General features: G+C 67.4%; 21 protein-coding genes. 9 read left to right on the top strand and 12 right to left on the bottom strand.

Annotation, left to right across the window (positions count from 1 at the left end):
* Positions 1 to 54: 54 nt before the first annotated feature.
* From ACT541_RS09525 to speB, 3 genes are all read right to left on the bottom strand, one after another.
* Complete coding sequence (locus ACT541_RS09525) at positions 55 to 1,395, bottom strand: dicarboxylate/amino acid:cation symporter (RefSeq protein WP_476137512.1); 1,341 nt, start codon at positions 1,393 to 1,395, stop codon at positions 55 to 57.
* A 369-nt stretch (positions 1,396 to 1,764) separates the two neighbouring features.
* A complete protein-coding gene (gene argC / locus ACT541_RS09520) occupies positions 1,765 to 2,808 on the bottom strand; it encodes an N-acetyl-gamma-glutamyl-phosphate reductase (protein ID WP_476136277.1) in 1,044 nt (347 codons plus the stop codon).
* Positions 2,809 to 2,897: 89 nt separating this feature from the next.
* On the bottom strand, positions 2,898 to 3,881 hold the full coding sequence (gene speB / locus ACT541_RS09515; RefSeq protein ID WP_476136275.1) for an agmatinase: 984 nt from the start codon (positions 3,879 to 3,881) through the stop codon (positions 2,898 to 2,900).
* Between the two features lie 167 nt (positions 3,882 to 4,048).
* On the opposite strand from speB, the gene ACT541_RS09510 reads away from it, so the two are divergent.
* On the top strand, positions 4,049 to 4,366 hold the full coding sequence (locus ACT541_RS09510) for an SH3 domain-containing protein (protein ID WP_476136274.1): 318 nt from the start codon (positions 4,049 to 4,051) through the stop codon (positions 4,364 to 4,366).
* A gap of 85 nt (positions 4,367 to 4,451) precedes the next feature.
* Here the strand turns inward: ACT541_RS09510 and rpsI are convergent, their stop codons facing one another.
* The 3 genes from rpsI to ACT541_RS09495 form a co-directional block, all read right to left on the bottom strand.
* Entirely contained in the window at positions 4,452 to 4,937 is a 486-nt protein-coding gene (rpsI, locus tag ACT541_RS09505; RefSeq protein ID WP_476136272.1) for a 30S ribosomal protein S9, read from the bottom strand.
* Positions 4,938 to 4,939: 2 nt separating this feature from the next.
* Entirely contained in the window at positions 4,940 to 5,401 is a 462-nt protein-coding gene (gene rplM / locus ACT541_RS09500) for a 50S ribosomal protein L13 (protein WP_476136271.1), read from the bottom strand.
* A gap of 233 nt (positions 5,402 to 5,634) precedes the next feature.
* The gene (locus ACT541_RS09495) at positions 5,635 to 6,102 is read right to left on the bottom strand and encodes a PaaI family thioesterase (RefSeq protein WP_476136270.1); all 468 of its coding nucleotides are present in this window, start codon (positions 6,100 to 6,102) and stop codon (positions 5,635 to 5,637) included.
* 129 nt (positions 6,103 to 6,231) lie between these two features.
* Between ACT541_RS09495 and ACT541_RS09490 the strand changes: the two genes are divergently transcribed.
* Complete coding sequence (locus ACT541_RS09490) at positions 6,232 to 7,029, top strand: enoyl-CoA hydratase (RefSeq protein WP_476136269.1); 798 nt, start codon at positions 6,232 to 6,234, stop codon at positions 7,027 to 7,029.
* Positions 7,030 to 7,108: 79 nt separating this feature from the next.
* On the opposite strand, the gene folE is transcribed toward ACT541_RS09490, so the two are convergent.
* Positions 7,109 to 7,741 carry a GTP cyclohydrolase I FolE gene (gene folE / locus ACT541_RS09485; RefSeq protein ID WP_476136268.1) on the bottom strand — a complete coding sequence of 211 codons (633 nt, stop codon included), beginning with the start codon at positions 7,739 to 7,741 and terminating at the stop codon, positions 7,109 to 7,111.
* Between the two features lie 263 nt (positions 7,742 to 8,004).
* Here folE and ACT541_RS09480 point away from each other — a divergent pair, with 263 nt between their 5' ends.
* On the top strand, positions 8,005 to 8,442 hold the full coding sequence (locus ACT541_RS09480) for an iron-sulfur cluster assembly scaffold protein (RefSeq protein ID WP_476136266.1): 438 nt from the start codon (positions 8,005 to 8,007) through the stop codon (positions 8,440 to 8,442).
* Positions 8,443 to 8,722: 280 nt separating this feature from the next.
* Here the strand turns inward: ACT541_RS09480 and thrS are convergent, their stop codons facing one another.
* Together thrS and yidD are read right to left on the bottom strand one after the other, a co-directional pair.
* On the bottom strand, positions 8,723 to 10,729 hold the full coding sequence (gene thrS / locus ACT541_RS09475) for a threonine--tRNA ligase (protein WP_476136264.1): 2,007 nt from the start codon (positions 10,727 to 10,729) through the stop codon (positions 8,723 to 8,725).
* Between the two features lie 76 nt (positions 10,730 to 10,805).
* Positions 10,806 to 11,129, bottom strand: coding sequence for a membrane protein insertion efficiency factor YidD (gene yidD, locus ACT541_RS09470; protein ID WP_476136262.1), 324 nt, complete (start codon positions 11,127 to 11,129; stop codon positions 10,806 to 10,808).
* Between the two features lie 211 nt (positions 11,130 to 11,340).
* On the opposite strand from yidD, the gene ACT541_RS09465 reads away from it, so the two are divergent.
* The 4 genes from ACT541_RS09465 to ACT541_RS09450 all read left to right on the top strand — a co-directional run bounded on the left by ACT541_RS09465 (position 11,341) and on the right by ACT541_RS09450 (position 16,065).
* The gene (locus tag ACT541_RS09465) at positions 11,341 to 11,958 is read left to right on the top strand and encodes an HD domain-containing protein (protein ID WP_476136260.1); all 618 of its coding nucleotides are present in this window, start codon (positions 11,341 to 11,343) and stop codon (positions 11,956 to 11,958) included.
* Between the two features lie 187 nt (positions 11,959 to 12,145).
* A complete protein-coding gene (parE, locus tag ACT541_RS09460; protein ID WP_476136258.1) occupies positions 12,146 to 14,203 on the top strand; it encodes a DNA topoisomerase IV subunit B in 2,058 nt (685 codons plus the stop codon).
* Positions 14,204 to 14,276: 73 nt separating this feature from the next.
* Positions 14,277 to 14,798, top strand: a complete 522-nt coding sequence (hisI, locus tag ACT541_RS09455; RefSeq protein WP_476136257.1) for a phosphoribosyl-AMP cyclohydrolase — start codon at positions 14,277 to 14,279, stop codon at positions 14,796 to 14,798.
* Positions 14,799 to 15,096: 298 nt separating this feature from the next.
* On the top strand, positions 15,097 to 16,065 hold the full coding sequence (locus ACT541_RS09450) for a patatin-like phospholipase family protein (protein WP_476136255.1): 969 nt from the start codon (positions 15,097 to 15,099) through the stop codon (positions 16,063 to 16,065).
* Between the two features lie 7 nt (positions 16,066 to 16,072).
* Here the strand turns inward: ACT541_RS09450 and ACT541_RS09445 are convergent, their stop codons facing one another.
* From ACT541_RS09445 to ACT541_RS09435, 3 genes are all read right to left on the bottom strand, one after another.
* Positions 16,073 to 16,639 carry a hypothetical protein gene (locus ACT541_RS09445; protein WP_476136253.1) on the bottom strand — a complete coding sequence of 189 codons (567 nt, stop codon included), beginning with the start codon at positions 16,637 to 16,639 and terminating at the stop codon, positions 16,073 to 16,075.
* 145 nt (positions 16,640 to 16,784) lie between these two features.
* Entirely contained in the window at positions 16,785 to 17,216 is a 432-nt protein-coding gene (locus ACT541_RS09440; RefSeq protein WP_476136252.1) for a CBS domain-containing protein, read from the bottom strand.
* A gap of 184 nt (positions 17,217 to 17,400) precedes the next feature.
* Positions 17,401 to 18,111 (bottom strand): rhomboid family intramembrane serine protease, encoded by a 711-nt coding sequence (locus ACT541_RS09435; protein WP_476136250.1) that lies wholly within the window; start codon positions 18,109 to 18,111, stop codon positions 17,401 to 17,403.
* Between the two features lie 336 nt (positions 18,112 to 18,447).
* Between ACT541_RS09435 and ACT541_RS09430 the strand changes: the two genes are divergently transcribed.
* A complete protein-coding gene (locus ACT541_RS09430; protein ID WP_476136248.1) occupies positions 18,448 to 19,143 on the top strand; it encodes a PAS domain-containing protein in 696 nt (231 codons plus the stop codon).
* 92 nt (positions 19,144 to 19,235) lie between these two features.
* Complete coding sequence (locus tag ACT541_RS09425) at positions 19,236 to 19,850, top strand: PilZ domain-containing protein (RefSeq protein WP_476136247.1); 615 nt, start codon at positions 19,236 to 19,238, stop codon at positions 19,848 to 19,850.
* The last annotated feature ends 317 nt before the right edge of the window (positions 19,851 to 20,167 follow it).

The raw sequence follows: 20,167 nt of genomic DNA, 5'->3' as shown, positions 1-20,167 counted from the left end.
AGCCCGCCCGGATCGCTCCGGGCGGGCAGGTCTTCTCGGGAGAAGGTCGACCGATCACTCCGCCGGAGCGGCCTCGGTCTGGTCGGCACCGGCCGGGGCGGCGACCGCCTTGGTCGGGTTCAGCGCGGCGTGGAGCTTGTCGCGATCGAGCTCGCCCTCCCACCAGGCCACGACCACGGTGGCGACGCCGTTGCCGATGATGTTGGTGAGCGCGCGGCATTCCGACATGAACTTGTCGATGCCGAGAACGATCGCCATGCCCGGGACGAGGCGCGGATCGACGACGGCGAGGGTGGCGGCCAGCGTCACGAAGCCGGCGCCAGTGATGCCCGAGGCACCCTTCGAGGTCAGCATGGCGACGACCAGGATGATCAGCTGCTGCTGGAAGGACAGGTCGAAGCCGAGCGCCTGGCTGATGAACAGCGTGGCGAGCGTCATGTAGATGTTGGTGCCGTCGAGGTTGAACGAGTAACCCGTCGGAACCACCAGACCCACGACCGGCTTGGAGCAACCGGCACGCTGGAGCTTGGCCATGATCTGCGGCAGGGCGCTCTCCGACGAGGAGGTGCCGAGCACGATCAGCAGCTCGTCCTTGATGTAGGCGAGGAACTTGAAGATCGAGAAGCCGGCGATGCGGGCGATGGTGCCGAGCACCAGGAAGACGAACAGCGCGGCGGTCAGATAGAAGGTGGCGATCAGGCCGGCGAGATTGCCGAGCGCCTGCGGGCCGAACTTGCCGATGGTGTAGGCCATGGCGCCGAAGGCGCCGATCGGGGCGGCCTTCATGACGATGCCGATGACACCGAACACGCCCATCGCGACGTCGTCGATCAGGGTGCGCACCGGCTTGCCCTTGTCGCCGAGCATCATCAGCGCGAAGCCGAAGAGGATCGAGAACAGCAGCACCTGCAGCACGTCGCCCTTGGCGAAGGCGCCGACGACGCTGTCCGGGATGATGTTCATGACGAAGTCGACCGACTTCTGCTGCTTCTCCGGCGCGGTGAACTGGGCGACCGCGGCGGCATTGCCCTGGCCGTGGAAGCCGTGGCCGGGAGCGACGATGTTGCCGACGATGAGGCCGATGGCGAGCGCGAAGGTCGAGACGATCTCGAAGTAGATCAGCGCCTTGACGCCGACGCGGCCGACCTTCTTGGCGTCGTCGATGTGCGCGATGCCCGACACCACGGTGCAGAAGATGATCGGCGCGATCACCATCTTGATCAGCTTGATGAAGCCGTCGCCCATCGCCTTGATCCACTCGTTGGTGGCGAAGGCCGGGAACAGCCAGCCGACGACCGCGCCGAGCACGATCGCGATCAGCACCTGGACATAGAGGATCTGGTGCCAGCTCTTGCGCACCTCCTGCGGCATCTCCGGCAGGATGTGATCGGGCATGTGGATCTGCATGAAGGTCTCCCCCTCTCGGTCGTCACCCCGCGACGGCGTCCCCGCGACCCTCGTCGGTCGTCTCGACGCATGCGAGAGCAAGATGTCCGCTCCGCGTGCCGCGCATGGGAAGTCGCCATACGGCGCGCACGGCGACGTCTCAATTGCGGGTTTCCACAGATGCGACGGCAGCGCGCCGAATCTTCGGGAAATTTCAACGGATTGAGCAAACCCCTTGGAGACTTGCGGCTTTCCACGATCGACCAACGGTCTACGACGAAAGTCGTATCGATTGAATTGGATCGCGTCCAGCCATGCGACGAAGAAGGGCCGGCGTCGCCGCCGGCCCTTCGATGACGTCGCGCAGAGGTGGGTCGATCAGGGGAAGACGCCGACCGTCTCGATGCCGAGATCTTCCGGCCAGCCCATCATGCAGTTCATGTTCTGGATGGCCTGGCCCGAGGCGCCCTTCACCAGATTGTCGATGGCGCACATGACGATCGCCCGGCCCGGCCGCCGATCGGCGAAGACGCCGATGTAGGCCCGGTTGGAGCCGCGCACGTGGCGGGTCTGCGGCGCCGTGCCGAAGGGCAGCACCTTGACGAAGGTCTCGCCGGCGAAGCGCTTTTCGAGGATCTCGGAGATCGACTGCGGCGTCGCCCCGCCCACGAGCTTGACGTAGACGGTCGCCAGCATGCCGCGGTTCATCGGCACCAGATGCGGCGTGAAGGAGCAGAGGACCGGCCGGCCGGCGGCGCGGGAGAAGCCCTCCTCGAGCTCCGCCATGTGGCGGTGATGGCCGACGCCGTAGGCATGGAAACCGTCGGCGACCTCGCAATAGAGGTTCGCTTCCTTCAGCGAACGCCCGGCGCCGGTGACGCCCGACTTGGCGTCGATGACGATCTCGTCCGGATCGATCGCGCCCGCCTCGATCAGCGGGATCACCGGCAGCTGGGAGCACGTGGTGTAGCAGCCCGGATTGGCGACGAGACGGGCCTCGGCGACGGCCTCGCGAGCGAACTCGGTGATGCCGTAGACCGCTTCCTTCTGCAGCTCCAGCGCCTGATGGGCGTGGCCGTACCAGTACTCGTAGGCGGCCGGATCGGAGAGGCGGAAGTCGGCGGAGAGATCGACGATCTTGATCCGCGCCGGCACCGCCTTCAGCACCTCCTGGGTGGTGGCGTGCGGCAGGGCGCAGAAGACGAGATCGACGCCCGCCCAGTCCACCTCGGCGATGGTGATCAGGCGCGGCAGGTCGCAGCCGACGAACTGCGGGAAGGCTTCGGCGATGGTGGTGCCGGCCTTGCGATCGGCGGTGAGCGCGGCGATGCGGACCTTCGGATGGTTCAGCAGGAACCGCAACAGCTCGGCGCCGGTGTAGCCGGACGCACCCAGAATGGCGACGTTGATCGTGTCGGACATGGGAATTCGATCCTCGGAAGACTGGTCGGGACGTATGACGGATTTCGACGACGAGGGGAAGACGGCGGCCGCGCGGGGCCGCCCTTCCGTCAGCGTCGTCGCTTCTCCGCCTCGAGCCCGAGCCAGGTCTGGGCGACCGCCGCGCCGGCGATCGCCGTGAGGTCGGCGTGGTCGTAGGGTGGCGCCACCTCGACGACGTCGCCGCCGACGAAGTCGATGCGGCCGAGTTCGCGCAGGATCGCCAGCGCCTCGCGCGAGGTGAGCCCGCCGGCGACCGGCGTCCCCGTCCCCGGCGCGAAGGCCGGGTCGAGGGCGTCGATGTCGAAGGTCATGTAGGCCCTGGCGTCGCCGACGCGGGCGTAGATCCGCGCGACGACGTCGGCGATCGACAGCGTCTCGAGCTCGTAGCTCCAGACGATCTCGAGGCCGCAGTCGCGCGGCGCATGCGTGCGGATGCCGATCTGGATCGAGCGCGACGCGTCGATCACGCCGGCCTCGACGCCGCGCCGGACGAAGGCGCCGTGATCGGTCCAGTGCCCCGGCCCCGCCTGCCCCTCGTCGCCCCAGGTGTCCTGATGGGCGTCGAAATGGACGATGGCGAGCGGCCCGTGCTTCTCGGCGTGCGCCACGAGCAGCGGATAGGTGACGGAATGATCGCCGCCGAGCGAGAACAGCTTGGCGCCCGAGACGACCACCTCGGCCGCCTGCGCATGGATGCAGTCGTGCGCCTCCCACGGCCGGGCGTAGTCCCACGACACGTCGCCGCGATCGACGACGTTCAGCACCTCGAACGGGTCGAAATGGAACGGATACTGCGGATCGCCGTCGAGAATGGCGGACGCCCGCCGGATCGCCTGCGGCCCGAAGCGCGAGCCCGTCCGATTGGAGACGGCGGCATCGAAGGGAATGCCGAGGATCGCGACGTCGACGCCTTCGAGGTCGCGCGAATAGCGCCGCCGCATGAAGGAGAGCACGCCGCCGTATGTCGGCTCCGCCGCCCCGCCGGAGAGCGGGCCGAACACGGCATTGTCGGTCGGCCGCGGCCGAAGGGGATCACCGGTTCCGGTAGCCATCGTCTCGTCTCTCCGCGCTCCACCGCGTCCTACGCTCCGCCTCTCGTCCGGCTGGACGACGGCGGGGCGCACACCCTACCATTCGATCGTCGGTCGGTCGCGCCTCGCGCGCGACCCCGACATGCGCTCGCTCCGCGACCTCGCGGAACCGCAGGAGGACGTGCCCCATGTCGATCCCTGCCCTCGCCCGTGCGACGCTCGCTCTCGCCGCCTTCGCCGTCCTGGCATCCGGCGCATTGCCCGTCGCCGCCCAGAAACTCGACCGCACCTGCGTCGTCTCCGACCCGACCGGCACCCAACTCAACGTGCGCGCCGATCCGAACGGCAAGATCGTCGGCACCATCGCCAACGGCGTCTGGGTGGCGGTACGCACCCGCACCACGGTCGCCGGCAAGAGCTGGGCCTACATCCACGATTCCGACATGCACGGAACCCTCGGTCCCCCGCTCGGCTGGGTCTTCGACGCCTATCTGAAGTGCCTGTGACGGCAAAGGCGGAAGAACCGAGCCCGAAACGCAGAAAGGGCGGCCCGGAGGCCGCCCTTTCGAAATCCGGAACTCGTCCGCGCGATCAGCGCTTGGAGAACTGGAACGAACGACGAGCCTTGCGCTTGCCGTACTTCTTGCGCTCGACCACGCGGCTGTCGCGGGTGAGGAAGCCGTAGGGCTTCAGGACGGCGCGCAGCTCGGGCTCGAAATAGGTCAGAGCCTTGGAGATGCCGTGACGCAGAGCGCCCGCCTGGCCCGACAGACCGCCGCCCTCGCAGGTGGCGATGATGTCGAACTGGCCGTCGCGATCGGCGGCGAGGATCGGCTGCAGGATCAGCATCTGGAGGACCGGACGCGCGAAGTAGGCGCTGAAGTCCTTGCCGTCGACGGTGATCTTGCCGGTGCCGCGGGTCAGCCAGACGCGGGCGACCGCGTCCTTGCGCTTGCCGGTGGCATAGGCGCGGCCGTACTGATCGACCTTGCGCTCGTGGACCGGAGTGGCCACGGCTTCGGCCTTGGCGGCACCGACGGCGGCGCCCAGTTCCTCGAAGGACTGAATCTCGGCCATTGTCAGACCCTCGCGTTCTTGCGGTTGAGAGCGGCGACGTCGAGCGCCGCCGGCTGCTGCGCCTCGTGCGGATGCGTGGCGCCAGCGTAGATCTTGAGGTGCGTCAGCTGCTTACGGGCGAGCGGCCCGCGCGGCAGCATGCGCTGCACGGCCTTCTCCAGCACGCGCTCCGGGAAACGGCCCTCGAGGATCTTGCGCGCGGTGCGCTCCTTGATGCCGCCCGGATAACCGGTGTGCCAGTAGTAGACCTTGTCTTCGTACTTGTTGCCGGTGAAAACCACCTTGTCGGCGTTGATCACGATGACGTTGTCACCGAGATCGACGTGCGGCGTGAAGGTCGGCAGGTGCTTGCCACGCAGACGCATGGCGATCAGCGAAGCCAGGCGACCGACGACGAGACCCTTCGCGTCGATGATCACCCACTTCTTTTCGACCTCAGCCGGCTTGGCGGAGAAAGTCTTCATTGTCTTACCTCGTGCCGGTCGATCGGCCCGGCACCGGCGATCCAGTCGCCCGCTCCGAAACCGTAAAAGACGAGGGCGGCCCTTCCGGACCGCCGCCTCGGGTGTCCTCATAAGCGAGGTCATGCGGTCGGTCAAGCGGATTTTCGCGAAATGAAAATCGCGGGCGAAGAAATTCGTCAATAAATTCCGTGACTTGCCTAGCGCGGTATCATAATACGCATATCATGGTAACATCATACCGCATCATCGCTCTTCGGAATCGAGTAGGTGAGCACCGCATGGGCGACCGGTTCGGCCTCGCCGTCGGAGAAGATCAGGCAATCGACCACCACCAGCCGCTTGCCGCGCTTGAGGAGCCTCGTCTCGGCGACGAGGTCGGCGGGCGTGGGCTTGCGCAGGAAGTTGATGTTGGCGGAGGTGGTGACGGCGAGCCCGATCGGCCCGATCGCCACCAGCACCGCGATGAAGGCGGCGACGTCGGCGAGGTAGAACTGCGTCGGCCCCGACACCGTGCCACCGGGCCTGAGATGTCGCCCGTCGACGCCGAGCCGCACGCGGGCGTGGGCGCCGTCGGCCTCCTCGATCGTCAGCTTGCCGACGCCGTCGGCGACCTGCGGGAACTCGCGCTCGATGAAGGCGGCGACCTCGGTCGCGCTCATCACGCCCTTCGGTCGTGCGGCCCGCGTCGCGGCTGTCGTCATTCCCCCCTCCCCCTGTTCGGTGCTCGATTGTTCGAGGCTCGACCTCCGTCCGGGTCGACCGGCTCGTCTCATCGATTAGAATAGACCGACGTGTACGAAAAGAAGAAGCCCTATACGAGAGGATCGCCCATGTCTGTCACCGCCCCGATCACCATCGCCGATGCCGACGGCCTGCGCCGGATCACGCTCGTCGACGCCGCTCGCCGCAACGCGCTGTCGATGCGGATGATGACGGCGCTCGCCGCGGCGATCGCCGATGCCGGGGCCGACGGACGCGTCCGCGTGGTGATTCTGGCCGCCGAGGGCCCGGCCTTCTCCGCCGGCCACGATCTGAAGGAGATCACCGCGGCACGGACGAACCCCGATCGCGGCCGCGCCTTCTTCGAGGAGACGATGAAGACCTGCGCGAGCCTGATGCAGGCGATCGTCCGCTGCCCCAAGCCGGTGATCGCCGAGGTGGCGGGCGTCGCCACCGCCGCCGGCTGCCAGCTCGTCGCCTCCTGCGATCTGGCGGTCGCCGCGACCGGCGCCAGGTTCGCCACGCCCGGCGTCCACATCGGCCTCTTCTGCTCGACGCCGATGGTGGCGCTGTCGCGCAACGTGCCGCGCAAGAATGCGATGGAGATGCTCTTGACCGGTGCGCCGGTCGGCGCCGAGGAGGCCGCCCGCATCGGCCTCGTCAACCGCGTCGTCGCCGCCGAGGCGCTGACGGCGGAGACCGAGGCGCTCGCCCGCATCATCGCCTCGAAGTCGCCGTTGACGCTGAAGATCGGCAAGGAGGCCTTCTACGACCAGATCGAGATGGGGCTGGCGGACGCCTACGACCACGCCGCCCGCGTCATGGTCGAGAACCTCCTCGCCCGCGACGCCGAGGAAGGCATCTCCGCCTTCGTCGAGAAGCGCCATCCGACCTGGGAAGGCCGCTGAGGCCCGACCGGGAGACCCGAGACGACGAAGGCCGCGGATCGCTCCGCGGCCTTCGGGAATTCTGCGGGGTTGCGAACGGTCAGCGACCGGAGCCGCGCACCATCATCATGAAGCGCGCCTGTTCGGCCGAGTCTTCCTTGAAGACGCCGGTGAACTCGGTCGTCAGCGTCGAGACGCCGGCCTTCTGCACGCCGCGCATCGACATGCACATGTGCTCGGCCTCGATCATGATGGCGACGCCGCGCGGATCGAGATGCTCCTCGATCGCGGCGACGATCTGCGCCGTCAGGCTCTCCTGCGTCTGCAGGCGACGGGCATAGACGTCGACGAGGCGGGCGAGCTTGGACAGCCCCACGACGCCGTTCTTCGGGTAATAGGCGATGTGCGCCTTGCCGACGAAGGGCACCATGTGGTGCTCGCAGTGGGAATGGAACGGAATGTCGCGCACCAGCACGATCGATCCGTAGCCCTCGACTTCCTCGAACACGCGGTCGAGAACGTCGGCGGGATCTTCGCGGTAGCCCTTGTAGAGCTCCTCGAAGGCCTTCACGACCCGTTTCGGCGTATCGACCAGGCCCTCGCGGTCCGGATCGTCTCCGGCCCAGAGGAGCAGGGTCTTGACTGCGGCTTCGGCGTCTTCGCGGCTGGGCCTTGCGACCGGCGCGAACTTCGCGGAGCCCGCCTCGCGGCGGGCGTCGACGACGGCATCCATGGATGCGATCTCCTTGTGGTGGACCACTTCACCCAAATCTACGGTTCCGCCTTCTGTCCGGATCACCGGATCTGGGGATTCTCTCCGACGCGTGGCAGAGGCCCCGATTGGACATCCTGCCACGACCACCGTTTCGGACTATATAATGAAACTTCCGCCTTTCGACAGGGGCGGGCTGCGACGGTTTTTCACGATGGTCCGTTCGATGAACGCGGACCAGCCACCCGCTCGGTGCGGGGGCGGACGACGAGGCAGGGACTTTCATGATCGACGACGTCTACAACAAGCAGATCCTGGCCCTCGCCCTCGACATCCCGCGCATCGGACGGCTTCCCGCGCCACAGGCCACCGCCTCGCGCCATTCGCGCCTGTGCGGCTCGAAGATCACCGTCGATCTCGTCCTCGACGGTGACCGGGTCGTCGACTACGCCCACGAGGTCAAGGCCTGCGCGCTCGGCCAGTCCTCCGCCTCGATCCTCGCCCGCCACGTGATCGGCGCGACGACGGCCGAGATCCGCGCGGCGCGCGACGCACTCTCCGCCATGCTGAAGGAGAACGGCCCGGTGCCCACCGGCCGCTTCGCCGACCTCGCCCTGCTCGAGCCGGTGCGCGACTACAAGGCCCGCCACACCTCGACCCTGCTTCCATTCGACGCGACCGTCGAGGCGATCGAGCAGATCGAGGCCGAGCGGGGGGCGTGATGAAGGCGCACCTCTCGCGCCACATCTCCGCCTGTTCGGCTTCATGCTAAGGGGCGAGCCTCGTCCGACCAGAGACTCACGACGGACGTGCCACTCGGCCCTTCGCCCTTCGAGGCCCGGCTTCGCCGGGCACCTCAGGATGAAGGACCTCCGCTCGAGGCACGGGACAGCCCCGGCGAAAGGTGACGCGAACGAAAAAGGGCGCCTCTCGGCGCCCTTCCGCATTTCAGATCCGCTCGCGCCTCACGCGGCGTCGCGCTCGCGCTTGACGCGGTCTTTCTCACGCGACGTCGCGCTCGCGCTTGACGTCCGGCGGGGTCGCCTCTTCCCTCAGCTCGGCGATGACGTCGACGAGCGACTTCACGGTGTTGGCCTGGCTGCCGAGACGGCGCACCGCGACGGTGCCCTCTTCCGCCTCGCGCTTGCCGCAGACGAGGATGACCGGGACCTTGGCGAGGCTGTGCTCGCGGACCTTGTAGTTGATCTTCTCGTTCCTGAGATCGACCTCGGCGCGGAAGCCGGCCTTGCGCAGCTTCCTGTGCACCTCGGCCGCGTAGGCGTCGGCATCGGAGGTGATGGTGGTGACGACGACCTGCGTCGGCGCCAGCCACAGCGGGAAGTGACCAGCGTAGTTCTCGATCAGGATGCCGAGGAAGCGCTCCATCGAGCCGCAGATGGCGCGATGGATCATCACCGGTTCCTTCTTCGAACCGTCGGCGTCGACGTAGAAGGCGCCGAAGCGCTCCGGCAGGTTGAAGTCGACCTGCGTGGTGCCGCACTGCCACTCGCGGCCGATGGCGTCGCGCAGGGTGTATTCGAACTTCGGACCGTAGAACGCGCCCTCGCCCGGGTTGATGCCGGTCTTGATGCGGCCGCCCGACTGCGCCTCGATGGTCTTCAGCACCTCGGTCATCACCGTCTCGGCGCGATCCCACAGGGCGTCCGAACCGACGCGCTTCTCCGGCCGGGTCGACAGCTTGACGACGATCTCGTCGAAGCCGAAGTCGGAATAGACCGAGAGGATCAGGTCGTTGATCTTCATGCACTCGTCGGCCATCTGGTCGTCGGTGCAGAAGATGTGCGCGTCGTCCTGGGTGAAGCCGCGCACGCGCATCAGACCGTGCATGGCGCCCGACGCCTCGTAGCGATGCACCATGCCGAATTCCGCAAGCCGCATCGGCAGTTCACGGTAGGACTTCAAGCCGTGCTTGAAGATCTGCATGTGGCCGGGACAGTTCATCGGCTTCAGCGCGAAGACGCGCGCGTCGGCTTCCGGGTCGTCCTCGTGGGTGAAGGCATAGGCCGACTTCACCGCGAACATGCTCTCCTGGTACCAGCCCCAGTGACCCGAGGTCTCCCAAAGCGACTTGTCGAGGACCTGAGGCGCGTTGACCTCCTGATAGTCCTCGGCGAGGCGGCGGCGCATGTAGGCGGTGAGGCTCTGGAACAGCGACCAGCCCTTGGCGTGCCAGAAGACGACGCCCGGCCCCTCCTCCTGGAAGTGGAAGAGATCCATCTCGCGGCCGAGCCGGCGATGGTCGCGCTTCTCGGCTTCCTCCAGCATGGTGAGGTAGGACTGCAGGTCCTTGTCGTTCAGCCACGCCGTGCCGTAGATGCGCGACAGCATCGGGTTGTTGGCATCGCCGCGCCAATAGGCGCCGGCCACCTTCATCAGCTTGAAGGAGGTGCCGATCAGGCCGGTCGAGGGCAGATGCGGGCCGCGGCAGAGGTCGAACCACCCACCCTGGCTGTAGATCTTGATGTCCTCGTTGCCGGGGATGGCGTCGATCAGCTCGACCTTGAATTTCTCGCCCAGCGCGGCGAAGCGCGCCTTGGCGGCCTCGCGCGGCAGCACCTCCTTGGTGAAGGGGGCGTTGCGGGCGATGATCTCGCGCATCTTGGTTTCGATCGCCGGCAGATCGTCGACGGTGAAGGGCTTCGGCGCCCCCTGATCGTCGACCCGGTAGAAGTCGTAATAGAAGCCGTTCTCGATCGACGGGCCGATGGTCACCTGCGTGCCGGGGAAGAGCTCCTGCACCGCTTCGGCCATGACGTGCGCGGCATCGTGGCGGATCAGCTCGAGCGCCTCGGCGCGATCGTCCTTGGTGACGAAGCGCAGCGTCGCATCGCGGGAAATCGGGTCGGCGAGGTCGGTCTCGACGCCGTCGACGACCATCGCCAGGCACTTCTTGGCCAGCGACTTGGCGATCGATTCGGCGATCTGGAGGCCGGTGACGCCCGGCTCGAACTGGCGCGACGCGCCGTCGGGGAAGGTGATCGAGATCATGCTTCTTCTCTCCTCGAGGCTCACTCCCGGATACGAGCCCGGGTAAGCGAGGGGGTGGTACGATGGGACGCGGGCCTCAGAGCCGCGTCGTGATGTGACGGCCGGTCCAGCGGCCGTAGCGCCACGGTCTATACCAGCGGGATTCGGGCGGCAACACGGTCGGAACCGGGTCCCAGCCGTTCGGCCCCCAGGGGTGACATCTCAGGATCCGCGACAGCCCGATCCAGAACCCGGCCCACAGGCCGAAACGGGCGATCGCCTCCTCCGTGTATTCCGAACAGGTCGGAAAATAGCGGCAGGTGCGGCCCATGAAGGCCGAGAAGGTCAGCCGATAGGCCCGGACCATCAACCGCGCGATGAGCACGTGCGGCCGCCGCCACGACGCCGCGAGCGGCGGCAACGGCTCGGCCCTCGGCGACGCCCCCTCGCCCGCACCGGAGCCCTCCGCGGCGGCGGAGCGCTCGTCGGGGGCGGCGTATCGAAGTGGGATCCGGCAGAGGTGGCACATGCGACGTTCTGGCCTACGGGAAACGACGGTTGCGGAAAACGGCGGAACGGTTCATCATGTTGCACTGCACCATAACAAATTGTCGTTCGTCGAGACTTATCCCATGACGCCGTCGCCGACGAGCCCGGATCGCGCCGGGCGCCCTCTCACGCCGCTCGCGCGGCTGGCCCATGCCGCCCATTGGGCGGCGGCGGCCCACAAGGACCAGCAGCGCAAGGGCATCGACGCCGAGCCCTACGTCAACCACCTGCTCGAGGTGGCGGAGCTCGTCCTCCATGCCGACGAGCCCGGCGACGTCGAGGTGGCGATCGCCGCCCTCCTCCACGACACGGTCGAGGACGTCGGCGTCACCGAGGCCGATATCACCGCCGAGTTCGGCGCCCGCGTCGCGACGCTGGTGATGCACGTCACCGACGACAAGACGCAGTCCAAGGACGTGCGCAAGTGGCGGCAGATCCAGCACGCCCCCGGCCTGCCGCGCGACGCCAAGCTGATCAAGCTCGCCGACAAGACCTCCAACCTGCGCGCCCTCGTCCGCACGCCACCGAAGGGCTGGGACCTCGCCCGGCTCGCCGACTACGTCGCCTGGGCGGCGGCGGTCGTCGAGGCCTGCGGCCCGGTCGACGCCGGGCTGGAGAGCGTGTTCTGGCAGGCCCATGCGGTCGCCGCCGAGGCCTATCGCACCGAGCCGATCGCAGCGCCGGCCAGCCGCACGGCGTGACCGCGCCGCCGCCACGGCCGCGAAATCGCCGCGCGCCCGTGCTTTTCCGTGGACGGCATGTGGACGACCGCGTGAACGGGGCGTGAACAGAGTTTCCGGTGCGGCCCCCGCCGTGCCATGATGCCCGGTGATTCGGGGGGCGATCCGCCCCAAACCGACCGACACGACCCGACCGACAAGAGTGGACATGGCGAGCGACGATCTCTTCGGTGGTGCGGCCGCGCCCGCGGCGAAGCGCGAGACGGCGAGCGCGAAGGCGGTGGCCGTGAAGGCGGCGCTGTCGACCGCGGTCAAGCGCACGACGCCCGGCGAGAGCGACTACGACGCCTCCCACATCGAGGTACTCGAGGGTCTCGAGCCGGTCCGCCGTCGCCCCGGCATGTACATCGGCGGCACCGACGAGAAGGCGCTGCACCACCTCTTCGCGGAAGTCATCGACAACTCGATGGACGAGGCGGTGGCCGGCCACGCCACCTTCATCGAGGTCCGCCTCGACGCCGACGGCACGCTGACCATCGTCGACAACGGCCGCGGCATCCCGGTCGATCCGCACCCGAAGTTTCCGGGGAAATCCGCCCTCGAAGTCATCATGACCATGCTGCACTCGGGCGGCAAGTTCGACGGCAAGGCCTACGAGACCTCCGGCGGCCTGCACGGCGTCGGCGTCTCGGTGGTCAACGCGCTGTCGGAGCTGCTCGAGGTCGAGGTCGCCAAGAACCGCCACCTGTGGCGCCAGCGCTTCTCGCGCGGCCTGCCGCAGGGCGGTCTCGAGGACCTCGGCGAGGTGATGAACCGCCGCGGCACCACCGTGCGCTTCCGCCCCGATCCCCAGATCTTCGGCGAGGACGCCCGCTTCAAGGCCGAGCGGATCTTCCGCATGGCCCGCTCCAAGGCCTATCTCTTCGGCGGCGTCGAGATCCGCTGGTCCTGCGCGGCCGAATGTGTCTCGGCCGCCGATCCGGTGCCGGACAAGGCGGTCTTCCACTTCCCCGGCGGCCTCAAGGACTTCCTGCGCGAGCGCCTCGAGGGCGAGCGACTGGTGGTCGAGGACGTCTTCGCCGGCAAGACGGCGCAGACGAGCGGCCACGGCGCGGTCGAGTGGGCGGTCGCCTGGTTCGCCGGCGACGGCTTCGTCTCGTCCTACTGCAACACGGTTCCGACCCCCGAGGGCGGCACCCACGAGGCGGGCCTCCGCCTCGCCCTGCTGCGCGGGCTCAAGTCCTACGCCGATCTCGTCGGCAACAAGCGCGCGGCGCAGCTGACCACCGACGACGTGATGACGTCGGCCGGCGCCATGCTCTCGGTCTTCATCCGCGAACCCGAGTTCGTCGGCCAGACCAAGGACAAGCTGGCGACGGCGGAAGCCACCCGCATCGTCGACGGCGCCATCAAGGACGCCTTCGACCACTTCATCGCCGCCTCGCCGGCCAATGCCGCGAAACTGCTCGAATGGACCATCGAGCGCGCCGACGAGCGGCTGCGCCGGCGCCAGGAGAAGGAAGTCCAGCGCAAGACGGCGGTGCGGAAGCTGCGCCTGCCCGGCAAGCTCGCCGACTGTTCCAATTCGGCGGCGCAAGGCTCGGAACTCTTCATCGTCGAGGGCGACTCGGCCGGTGGCTCCGCCAAACAGGCGCGCAACCGCTCCAATCAGGCGGTGCTGCCGCTGCGCGGCAAGATCCTCAACGTCGCCTCGGCGACGCGCGACAAGCTCGCCGCCAACCAGCTCCTCTCCGATCTCGTCCAGGCGCTCGGCTGCGGCATGCGCGGGCACTATCGCGACGAGGACCTGCGCTACGACAAGATCATCGTCATGACCGATGCCGACGTCGACGGCGCCCACATCGCCTCGCTGCTCGTCACCTTCTTCTGGCGCGAGATGCCGAACCTCGTCAGGAACGGCCATCTCTATCTCGCGGTGCCGCCGCTCTATCGCATCACCCACGGCGCCAAGACCGCCTATGCCCGCGACGAGGCCCATCGCGACGAGCTGATGCGGACGATGTTCAAGGGCAAGAAGCCCGACATCGGCCGCTTCAAGGGTCTCGGCGAGATGATGCCCGGCCAGCTCAAGGAGACGACCATGGACCCGCGCTCGCGGACGCTCCTCAAGGTCGCCATCCTCGACGAGACCGAGGAGCCGACGGCGGATTCGGTCGAACGCCTGATGGGCAACAAGCCCGAGGCCCGCTTCGCCTTCATCCAGGAACGCGCGGCCTTCGCCGACGAGGCGGTGCTCGACATCTGATCGCGCGCCGCGGGCGACGCGGCGGCAGGAACGGCCGCTTGACCGCCCGCCCGCGCGCGCCTATCGACGATCCATGACCGAGAATGCCCCCTTCCCCGCGCCCTCCTCCGACGCCGATGCGCTCGAGATGGGCACGACGCTCTCCCCGCGCTTCGACGCCGCCGGCCTTGTCACCGCCGTGGTGGTCGACGCGATCGGCCGCGACGTGGTGATGCTCGCGCACATGAACGCCGAGGCACTGGCCAGGACGATCGAGACCGGTGTCGCCACCTACTGGAGCCGCTCGCGCCGGGCGCTCTGGGTCAAGGGCGAGACCTCCGGCAACCGTCAGCTGGTGAAGCGCCTGCGGGTCGACTGCGATCAGGACGCCGTCGTGCTCGAGGTCGAGGTCGAGGGCCACGGCGCCTCCTGCCACCGCGGCTTCCATTCCTGCTTCTACCGCGAGGTGCCGATCGGCCCGGCGGGCGGCCCCCTCGCCTTCGTCGAGGCGGCGCCGGCCTTCGACCCGACCGCGGTCTACGGCACCGCGTCCGGCCACGCTCCCCACCCGCCCGGCTGCGACTGCGGCGAGGACCACGGGACGAAGAAGGGCTGAACGGACGGAAAGCCGCCGGAAGGCACGGCGCCCCTTCCCTTCTCCCCATTGCACAACGCGGCCGAGCCGATTTCGACGCCGTGCGCGATGCATCGAGACGGCGTTCTTCGAACGCCTCCTCGGCATGAGGCGTTTGTTTTCGCAGAGACAATCTCCGACGCCTCATCCCGAGGAGCGCCGCAGGCGCGTCTCGAAGGATCACGCACGGCCTCGCCCCCAAGACCAAGGTCCGTCTTCATCATTCATTGATTCAAATCGATTAATCTCCATATCGAGAAGAGATCCGAAGGAGGATCACATGCTCGAAGGTGTGACGAGGCGTCTTTTCGGCACCAACGGCAACGACGGCGGCCCCGAGCCCCTGCCGCCGCCCCGGCGGCCGAAGATCGGTCTGGCGATCGGCGGCGGGGCGGCCCGCGGATGGGCGGCGATCGGCGTCGTCCGACGCTTGAGGGAGGCCGGCATCGTCCCCGACGTCGTCGCCGGCACCTCGATGGGCGCCGTGGTCGGGGCCTGCGACCTCGCCGGCCGCCTCGACACGCTGGAGGACTTCGCCACCCGTCTGACGCCGCGCCGCGTCTTCTCGCTGCTCGACGTCCATCTCGGCGGTTCGGGTCTGGTCGGCGGCGGACGGCTCGCCGATCTCCTGATCTCCCACATCGACGACATCCGCATCGAGGCACTGCCGCGCCCCTTCACCGCGGTGGCGACGGAACTGGCGACCGGTCACGAGATCTGGCTGTCGTCCGGCCGGCTGATCGACGCGCTGCGCGCCTCCTATGCCCTGCCCGGCATCTTCGAGCCGGTGCGCATCGGCAAACGCGTGCTGGTCGACGGCGCGCTGGTGAACCCGGTGCCGGTCTCGGTCTGCCGGGCGCTCGGCGCCGACGTGGTGATCGCCGCCAACCTGTCGACCGACACCTTCGCCCGCGGCACCGTCGTCCAGTCGCTGCCCGCCGACATGGCGACGCCGCTGCCCGAGCCGAACGAGAGCCTCGGCCAGAACCTCTTCCGCCGCATGTTCGGCGCCGGCGACGACAAGCCCGGCCTCACCGGCGTGATGATGCAGAGCTTCAACATCATCCAGGACCGCATCACCCGCTCGCGGCTGGCCGGCGATCCGCCCGACGTGATGATCGCGCCGCGGCTCGGCCACATCGGCCTGTTCGACTTCCACCGCGCCCGCGAGGCGATCGCCATCGGCGCCGCCGCCGCCGATCGCGCCCTCTCCGACATCGCCGCGATGACGGCCGAAGCGGCCCGCTGACCAGCGATCAAATTCCGAAATAGCAACGAAATAGATCACCCAACGAAATAATGGAAATAATGAACCATATAACAAAAAACACTATGCCAAACGGCGAGAACGCCCTCCTCGTCCCCTTCTCGTTTTGTCGAAACGTATTATCTATATAATCTAGGCCAATTTCATTAACGGAATTCAAAACACCAGCACGAAAGTCATCTTTCTTATCAATTCTAAATCTTAGCAAACCAATTTCCTGACCGGCTTCATGCTCCTTTCGCATGATTTTCATCTGCCACCAATCAACAGCTTTCGCCCTATGGTTGATAACCGATAAAAGCTTATTCATCCAAAAAACGCCGCCCAGAAGAAGCGCGAAGAACAAAGAGAATAATTCCAGCTTCTGGAAGATGGATGAAACAGATATTTGTACAGAAATGGTCGTCACGCCAGATGCGATGAACAATGCCTCAGACACAACAAGGAAATTTCGATAGTTTTGAAGCAAGGACTCTTGCCACTGAAGACCTGCCATCAGATAGCCTAGCAAGAACCGATCACCATCCACGGCGGATGGCTTTGCAGAGTCAACCATTGACGCCTCCATCATGAACCGAGGCGAAGTCTACGATGCACCGAACAACACCAAAAGGTGCAATCCGTCACATCATACTAAATGGTTGATTTGCCGCCGCCAGTCTCCTAGCGGCGGCAGAGTAGCCTTCAATTTGGCTTCCGCCTCACGCCGTGGCGATGTAGGCCCGCATCTCGGCCGCCTCGCGCTCGGCGAGCTCGATGCGCCGGGCCACCACGTCGCCGATCGAGACGACGCCGATGAGCCGGTCCTCGCGCACCACCGGCATGTGGCGGAAACGGCCGGTGGTCATCCGCGCCATCACCTGATCGGTGGTCTCGCTCTCCGAGCAGGTGACGACCTTGGTCGACATGTAGGCGTCCGCCGGCCGGTCGAGCGCCGCGGCGCCCTCGGTGGCCAGCGCCCGCACGATGTCGCGCTCCGACATGATGCCGGCGATCCGCCCGTGCGCGTCGATCAGCACCACGGCGCCGATCTTGTGCTCGGCGAGCGTCTCGCAGACCTCGCGCAGCGGCTGCTTCGGACCCATGGTGACGACCTGGCGCCCCTTGCGCGCCAGAATGGCTTGAACCGTCATGAATGTTCCTCCCGTGAACGGGTTCGCGATCGAACCGATTAGATCGATCTCCGGCGCCGCCCTCTGACGGGGCATGTGATCGGTTCGTCCGGAGGCATGCGGTCATGATGCTTCCACCCGCCCCCCCGTGCAAGGGGCAAGACCGCCGCCGCCCTACAATTCCCGGTAACGAAGTCGCGCGGCGTCATGACACGTCGACGGGGAGTCGCCGACGTCGCTCGAACAGCGAAAAACCGAGGAAACCCGCCAGAAAGCCGCCGAGATGGGCGCCCCAGGCGATGCCGCCGTCTGCGCCGATGATGCTCGCGCCGCCGAAGACCAGGACCAGATTGGCGATCACCAGTGCCGCGATGGAGCCGCGCACGCGCGGGTTGGCGAGCGATTCCACGATCCCCGGCGTCGGCATCCATGCCGGCCGGAAGACGAAGCGCAGCAGCGCGCCGAGGAGGCCCGTCGCCAGCCCCGACGCCCCCAGCATCGGTGCCTCCGAACCCCATTCGACGGCGAGATGGCCGAGCGCGCCCGCCACCGTCACCACCGCCGACAGGGCGAGGAAGCGCGCCGAACCGAGGCGTGCCAGCACCGCCCGCCCCAGCGCCGCGATCATCGCCACGTTGAGCAGGACATGCGCCCAGCCGTCGTGCAGCAGCGCATGGGTGAGGAGAGTCCACAGAACGGCCCCCTCGCCGCCCGGCCAGCCCGCGGGTTCGATCTCGCGCAGCGGCACGAAGGCGAAGGCATAGACCAGCCACTCGTCGAGCCGCGGATCGAGGAACGGCCGGATCGCCGTGATCGCGATCGGCACCAGCGCCATCACCACCAGCAGCCGCGGCAACAGGAAGACCGGTTCGCCCGCCGCTCCGCGCTCGAAACCTTCGCCGCCGTCGCTCGCCATGTCGTCTCCTCGCCGGATGCGGCCCGCCGATGCCCGGTTTCGCCCTTCGTCTCCGCCGATATGGGCCGCGCGCGCCCGCGCGGCAAGCGGCGTTTCGTTTCGGACCGGGCAAACCGGCACGACCTTCGCAAGTGTTGACGAGAAGTGAATGCGCAAGGCGCGTTTTCGTCCCGTTTCGGCACATCCGTCGTGCCGTATCGGGCACGGCGACGCGAGGAGCGCCGGGAAATCGGCCGTCGTCGGTCGGCGAACCGACGAGGGCCCCTTCGAGGCCACCCGTCCCGTCCTGGGGCAGGCGTCTCGATCGGGGACCGACGTGCCGACAGGGGGATTGCAATGAAGCATGCCGCCACGCGGGAACTCTACGACTATTGGCAGCGGTTGCGGGGCAGCCGGCCGGCACCCGACCGTACCGAGATCGAGCCCTCGGACATGCGTCGCATCCTCGGCGACACCTTCATCCTCGAGGCCGACCGCCGCGACGGCTACACCTTCCGCCTCGCCGGCACCCGCGTCTGCGCCCTCTTCGGCCGTGAGCTGAAGGGCCGCGACTTCCTCGACTTCTTCCAGGGCAAGGACCGCGAGGCGATCGCCACGCTGCTCGCCGCCGTGTCGCAGGACGCCGCCGCCGCCGTCTTCGGTTTCGAGGGACGCTCGGCCCACGACCGCACTCTGCCCTGCGAGGCCCTGCTCCTGCCGATCCGGCAGAAGGGCGAGGGCTTCACCCGCGTGCTCGGCTCGTTGGCGCCGATGAGCGATCCCTATTGGATCGGCATCCACCCGTTGATCGCGCAGAAACTGTCGAGCCTGCGCCTGATCTGGCCGGACGAGCGCCCGACCTTCCTGCTGCGCGGCGACCAGGTCGACCACGGCTCGGTCCGTCACGACGCCGTCGACTTCGTCGCACCCGCCCGAGGCGATCGTCCGCCGACCGTCTTCCGCCCGATGGTCCCTCCGCCGGTCTCGCTCGCCGGTGAACGCCGCGTCGGCCATCTCGTCGTCCTCGACGGCGGAAAGTCGATGAACGATTGACCCGAGGGCAGATATTGCTGCCCGAAGGCAACCCCCGGTTAACCACCCGAGCCTAAGGTCGTTGGCGAAACACGCTGTCGCCGAGGCCGCCCATGCGCTCCGTCAACCCTTCGATCCGTAGAGAGCCGGCTGCGGTCACCGACCGCCGCCGCCATCAGCGGGTCAAGGTGAACGTCCTCGGCCGCTGCATGCTCGAGGACCGCCGCGAATTCCCCTGCCAGGTGGTCGACATGTCGCCCGGCGGTGCCGCCGTGATGATCCCGGCGGTGGCGCGTCTGGGCGAGCGCGTCGTCGCCTATCTCGACCACATCGGTCGGGTCGAGGGCCGCGTCGCCCGCCTCATCGACGGCGGCTTCGCCATGACGCTGTCGATGACCGACCGCAAGCGCGACAAGCTCGCCAACCAGCTGACCTGGCTCGCCAACCGCCACATCCTCAACCTGCCCGAGGATCGTCGCCACGAGCGCTTCAGCCCGCGCAATCCCTTCTCCAAGCTGGTGCTGGCCGACGGCACCGAGCTGCGCTGCCGCATCATCGACGTCTCGCCGTCGGGCGCCGCCGTCCATCTCGACCAACGCGTCGAGGTCGGCACGCCGGTCATCCTCGGCGTCATGCGCGGCCGCGTCGTGCGCTCCTTCGACGAGGGCGTCGCGATCGAGTTCTCGATCGTCCACGAGGTCGAGACGCTCAGGACCTTCTTCTCCTGACGATTGCGCCGCCCGCGGCAGCACTTCGTTCACGAAGACCGCCGGAGACCTCGCGTCACCGGCGGTCTTCTCGTTTGTCACATGTCGACACAAGTCATTGAAGAACATGGAGAAGATCGGAGCGAACCGGCGTTGTCCGGCGATCCGTCGCATTTGAGGCGAATTCGTCGAAAAACCTCCGCCCGATCTTCAACCGGGCGCAAGACGGCCCTGTCATTCTCCCCCATGTCGAAGGAGACGAGCGGCCAAGAGCCCCGGCCCCGGAGACACGAGGAGAGGAAGAGTTTCCTAGCGCGGGTCCGGTCGCGTCCCCACCC

Source organism: Pinisolibacter sp. DMC100 (genome assembly GCF_056313705.1).
Note: the sequence above shows the minus strand (reverse complement) of the source record. Positions and strands in the feature narration are given on the sequence as shown.